Origin of the sequence: Streptomyces boluensis (assembly GCF_009908195.1) — a bacterium.
Classification (GTDB): Bacteria; Actinomycetota; Actinomycetes; order Streptomycetales; family Streptomycetaceae; genus Streptomyces; species Streptomyces boluensis.
The window spans coordinates 1-5,222 of sequence record NZ_JAAAHS010000469.1; the positions used below are offsets into that span (position 1 = coordinate 1).

Consider the following 5,222-nt stretch of genomic DNA (forward strand, 5'->3'; position numbering starts at 1 on the left):
GGCCGACTTCGACCCGGCCCGCCTGTACACCTCAGGCGGCGGCAACGTGCCCTCGCTGGTGTTCCGCACCCTCACCACCCGCAACCGCGCGGACGGCGCCGAGGGCACGAAGGTCGTCCCCGACCTGGCCACGGACCTCGGTACGCCGAGCAAGGACGCCACGGTGTGGACGTACACGCTGCGGAAGGGCCTCAAGTACGAGGACGGTTCGCCCATCACCTCCGCCGACATCAAGCACGGCGTGGAGCGTTCCTTCGCGGCCGAACTCTCGGGCGGCGCACCGTACTTGAGGGACTGGCTGATCGGCGGTGCGGAGTACGAGGGCCCCTTCGGCAAGGGCAAGGGCGGGAAGGACGGGAAGGGCGGCAAGGGTCTCGACTCGATCGAGACGCCGGACGCGCGCACCATCGTGTTCAAGCTGAACAAGCCCGTCGGTGACTTCCCGTACCTCGCCACCCAGACCCAGTTCGCGCCGGTGCCGGAGAAGAAGGACACCGTCGCGAAGTACGAGGAACACCCGCTGTCCTCGGGGCCGTACAAGGTCGTCAAGAACGTCAACGACGGTGAGCGGCTGCAGTTGGAGCGCAACCCGCACTGGTCCACGAAGGTCGACGACCAGCGCAAGGCCTACCCGGACAGCATCGACGTGCGCTCCGGTCTGGACCCGGCCGTCATCAACCAGCGGCTCTCGACCAGTTCGGGCGACGACGCGCGGGCCATCACCACCGACACCAACCTGGGTCCGGCCGAGCTCGCCCAGGTCAGCCAGGACAAGGACCTCAAGTCCCGGGTCGGCACCGGCCACTTCGGCTACACCAACTACCTGGCGTTCAACCCGGACGTGAAGCCCTTCGACCAGAAGGAGGTGCGCGAGGCCGTCGCGTACGCCATCGGGCGGAGCTCCGCCGTCAACGCGGTCGGCGGCTCCTCGCTCGCCGAGCCCGCGACCACCTTCCTGCCCGACCAGAAGACGTTCGGGTACACGCCGTACGACCACTTCCCCGCGGGGAAGAACGGCAACCCGAAGAAGGCGAAGGAGGTGCTCGCGAAGGCCGGTCACAAGGGCGGCCTGCGCATCACCCTCACCCACTCCACCGAGGAGGGCGAGACCGGCCCGAAGCTGGCCTCCGCGGTCCAGCAGTCCCTGGAGAAGGCCGGGTTCGAGGTCGAGCTGCAGGGCCTGGAGAAGAACAAGTTCAACGAGAAGCGCTGGGACGCGAAGAACTCGCCGGGCCTCTACCTCTCCCGCTGGGGCGCCGACTGGCCGGCCGGCTACCCCTTCCTCGCCCCGATCTTCGACGGGCGGCAGATCGTCGAGAACGGCGCCAACTTCAACCACGCCAAGCTCGACGACAAGGCCGTGAACAAGGAGATCGACGCCATCGCGAAGCTCACCGACCTGAAGGCGGCGGCGAAGCGCTGGGGCGCCCTGGACAAGAAGATCGGCGAGCAGGCCCTTTCGGTGCCGCTGTTCCACCCGGTCTACCAGCGGCTCGTCGGCAAGGACGTCAAGAACGTCGTCATCAGCGACTGGACCGGCGTCCTCGACGTGTCGCAGGTGGCGGTCAAGTAATGGCTGTGCAGGACGTGTTGCCCCCCGGGGCGGCCGCGCAGGCCGCCCCGGCGGGTCCGGCGGAATCGGCGGACACGGCAGCCACGGCGGTCCCGGCTCCGGGGGCGGGCGGCGTGTGGCGGCGGCTGCGCGCCCGGCGCTCCGCCGTCGTCGCGGGCACCGTGCTCGCCGTGCTCGTCGTCGCCGCCCTGGCCGCGCCGCTGCTCACGGCGGTCAGCGGGCAGGACCCGTACACCTACCACGACAACCTCGTGGACTCCGCGAGCGGCGGCGCGCCCGAGGGCGCCTTCGGCGGTGTCAGCGCCGAGCACTGGCTCGGCGTCGAACCCGGCACCGGACGCGACCTGTTCGCGCGCCTGCTGTACGGGGCCAGGATCTCCCTCTTCGTGGCGGCCGGGGCGACCCTGGTGCAGCTCGCCGTCGGCGTGACCGTGGGCCTGGCCGCCGCGCTCGGCAAGCGCTGGGCCGACCAGGTGCTCAGCCGGGTCACCGACGTGATGATCGCGCTGCCGATGCTGGTGCTCGCCATCGCCCTGACCACGGTGGTGCCCGAGGACTTCCCACGGCCACTGCTCCTGGTCCTGGTGATGGGCGCCCTCAACTGGGGCGGCACGTCCCGCATCGTGCGGGCCCAGACACTGACGCTCCGCGAACTCGACTTCGTGGCGGCGGCCCGGCTCGGCGGCTCGAAGCCGCTGCGGGTGGTGCGGCGCGAGCTGCTGCCGTCGCTCGCCGCCCCGGTGCTCACGTACGCGGCGATCCTGCTGCCCGTGAACATCGTCCTGGAGGCGTCCCTGTCCTTCCTCGGCATGGGTGTGACACCGCCGACGCCGTCGTGGGGGCAGATGCTGTCGACGGCGAGCACCTGGTTCCGGGCGGACCCGATGTACGTACTGGTGCCGTCTGCGCTGCTGTTCGTGACGGTCCTCGCGTTCACGGTGCTCGGCGACGCGGTACGGGTCGCGCTCGACCCGCGCGCGGCCGGCCGGCTGCGTGTGGGCCGGGAGGTGCGGCGCCGTGGGTGAGCACTTCCCGGCCGCGCGCTTCGCGGCCAAACGGGTCGCCGGGGCACTCCTGGTGCTGCTCGTCCTCTCCGTCGCGCTGTACGCGCTGTTCTACCTGGTGCCCGGCGACCCGGCGCGACTCGCCTGCGGTGAGCGCTGCAGTCCGGCGCAGGTCACCCAGGTACGGGAGCGGCTCGGCCTCGACCAACCCGTGTACGCGCAGTACCTGCACTTCCTCCAAGGCCTGTTCGCCGGGCGGGAGTTCGGCTCCGGCAGCGCGGTGCAGCACTGCGGTGCACCCTGCCTCGGCCTCTCGCACCAGAACGACGAGGCGGTGACCTCACTGATCCTGCAGGCGCTGCCGGTGACGGTGTCGCTCGCGCTCGGCGCCATGGTGGTGTGGCTGGTGCTCGGCGTCGGCACGGGCCTGCTGTCCGCGCTGCGCCGCGGCGGCGTCACCGAGCGGGTCCTGACGGTCCTCACCCTCGCGGGCACCGGCACCCCGGTGTTCATCCTGGGCCTGCTGCTCCTCATGGTGGTGTGCGCGTATCTGCGCTGGCTGCCGTTCCCGTCGTACGTGCCGCTCTCCCAGGATCCCGAGCAGTGGGCGTGGAACATGCTGCTGCCCTGGCTGACGCTCGGCCTGTTCGAGAGCGCCAAGTACGCGCGCCTGACCCGCTCCTCGACCCTCGAAGTGCTCGCCGAGGACCACATCCGTACGTTCCGCGCCTACGGCGTGAGCGAGCGGGCCGTGGTCACCCGGCACGCGCTGCGCGGCGCGCTGCCCCCGGTGGTGGCGCTCAGCGCGGTCGACCTCGGTTCGATGATGGGCGGCGCGATGCTCACCGAGTCCCTGTTCGGCCTGCCGGGGCTCGGCCGGCTCCTGATCGAGAGCGTCAACCGGGTCGACCTGCCCGTGGTCGTCGGCGTGGTCCTCGTGATCGGCGCGGCCGTCGTCCTCGCGAGCGCACTCGCCGACGTGCTGTACGCGCTCGCCGACCGAAGGGTGGCACTGTCATGACGACGGTACGCGACCAGTCCTCCGCCGCCGCCACGGCGGCCGAACCCCTCATCGACGTACGGGAGTTGAGCGTCGAGTTCCCCTTCGGCGACGCTCCCGTACGCGCCGTGGACGAGGTGTCGTTCACGCTCGCCGCGGGGCAGGCGCTCGGCATCGTCGGGGAGTCGGGATCCGGCAAGTCCACGGTGGCCGGCGCGCTGCTCGGCCTGCACCGGGGCACCGGCGCGCGGGTCACGGGCACGGTGCGGGTGGGCGGTCTCGATGTCGGGGCGGCGACCGAACGAGAACTGCGCGGGCTGCGGGGCCGTACGGCGGCGATGATCTTCCAGGATCCGTTGTCGTCCCTGGACCCGTACATGGCGGTCGGCGACCAGATCGCCGAGGTCTACCGGGTGCACTCCCCCGAGGCGTCCCGGCGGGCGGCGCGGGAACGCGCGGTGACCGTGCTCGACCGGGTCGGCATCGCGCACGCCGCGCGCCGTTCCCGGTCCCGGCCGCACGAGTTCAGCGGCGGCATGCGGCAGCGCACCCTGATCGCGATGGCGCTCGCCTGCGACCCGCGCGTCCTGGTCGCGGACGAGCCGACCACCGCGCTCGACGTGACCGTGCAGGCCCAGATACTCGACCTGCTGCACGCCCTGCGCACCGAGCACGGCATGGGCCTCGTCCTGGTCTCCCACGACCTCGGTGTGGTCGCGGGCAGCGTCGACGACATGCTGGTGATGCGCTCGGGCCGGGTCGTCGAGCGCGGCCCGGTCGGCAGGGTGCTCGACCGCCCCGGCGAGCCGTACACCCGGGCGCTGCTCGCCGCGGTGCCCCGGGTCGAGGCGCCGCGTACCGCCGCGACGGCACCGCCCGGCGACGTACTGCTCGAAACCGTGGGCGTACGGCGGGAGTTCGGCCGTGGCAAGGCCCGTACGAGCGCCGTCGACGGGGTGTCCCTCTCGGTCGGCGCGGGTGAGGCGCTCGGCATCGTCGGGGAGTCCGGCAGCGGCAAGACCACGCTCGGCCGGATGCTCGTGGGACTGCTCGAACCCAGCGCCGGTGCGGTGCGCTACCGGGGCCGCGCGCTGACCGGCGTACGGAGCGAGCTGCAGATGGTGTTCCAGGACCCGGTGTCCTCGCTCAACCCGCGCCGCTCCATCGGCGAGTCGGTCGCGGACCCGCTGCGCGCGGCGGGCCGGCTCACGGACACGGAGATCACCCGGCGGGCCGGGGACCTGCTCGAACGGGTGGGGCTCGATCCACGCTGGTACCACCGGTATCCGCACGAGTTCAGCGGCGGCCAGCGCCAGCGCGTCGGCATCGCCCGCGCCCTGGCACCCGAGCCGAAACTGATCGTGTGCGACGAGCCGGTGTCGGCCCTCGACGTCACGACCCAGGCCCAAGTCCTGGACCTGCTTGGCGAGTTGCGGCGTGACCTGGGCCTGTCCCTGGTCCTGATCGCCCACGACCTGGCGGTGGTCCGGCAGGCCAGCGACCGGGTCGCGGTGATGCGGCACGGCACGGTGGTCGAGGAGGGCCTGTCGGACGAGGTGTACGACCACCCACGCGACCCGTACACCAAGGCGCTCCTCGCGGCGGTCCCGGTCCTCGACCCGGCGGAGGCGGCGCTGCGGCGGGC

4 protein-coding genes are annotated in these 5,222 nt (G+C 72.1%); all 4 read left to right on the forward strand.

What is annotated here, in order from left to right:
• Positions 1–1,573: ABC transporter substrate-binding protein (locus GUY60_RS33920; RefSeq protein ID WP_161704928.1), on the forward strand; the 1,573-nt coding region annotated here is incomplete at its 5' end.
• A complete protein-coding gene (locus tag GUY60_RS33925; protein WP_161704930.1) occupies positions 1,573–2,598 on the forward strand; it encodes an ABC transporter permease in 1,026 nt (341 codons plus the stop codon). The genes GUY60_RS33920 and GUY60_RS33925, both read left to right, overlap by 1 nt.
• Entirely contained in the window at positions 2,591–3,598 is a 1,008-nt protein-coding gene (locus GUY60_RS33930) for an ABC transporter permease (protein WP_161704932.1), read from the forward strand. Before GUY60_RS33925 ends, GUY60_RS33930 begins: the two co-directional genes overlap by 8 nt.
• The coding region (locus GUY60_RS33935; RefSeq protein WP_161704934.1) for a dipeptide ABC transporter ATP-binding protein at positions 3,595–5,222 on the forward strand (1,628 nt) is incomplete at its 3' end. The genes GUY60_RS33930 and GUY60_RS33935, both read left to right, overlap by 4 nt.

Bases quoted from the DNA above. Each gene is read 5' to 3' on its own strand.
- GUY60_RS33925 (WP_161704930.1), top strand. From the start codon at position 1,573: ATGGCTGTGCAGGACGTGTTGCCCCCCGGGGCGGCCGCGCAGGCCGCC.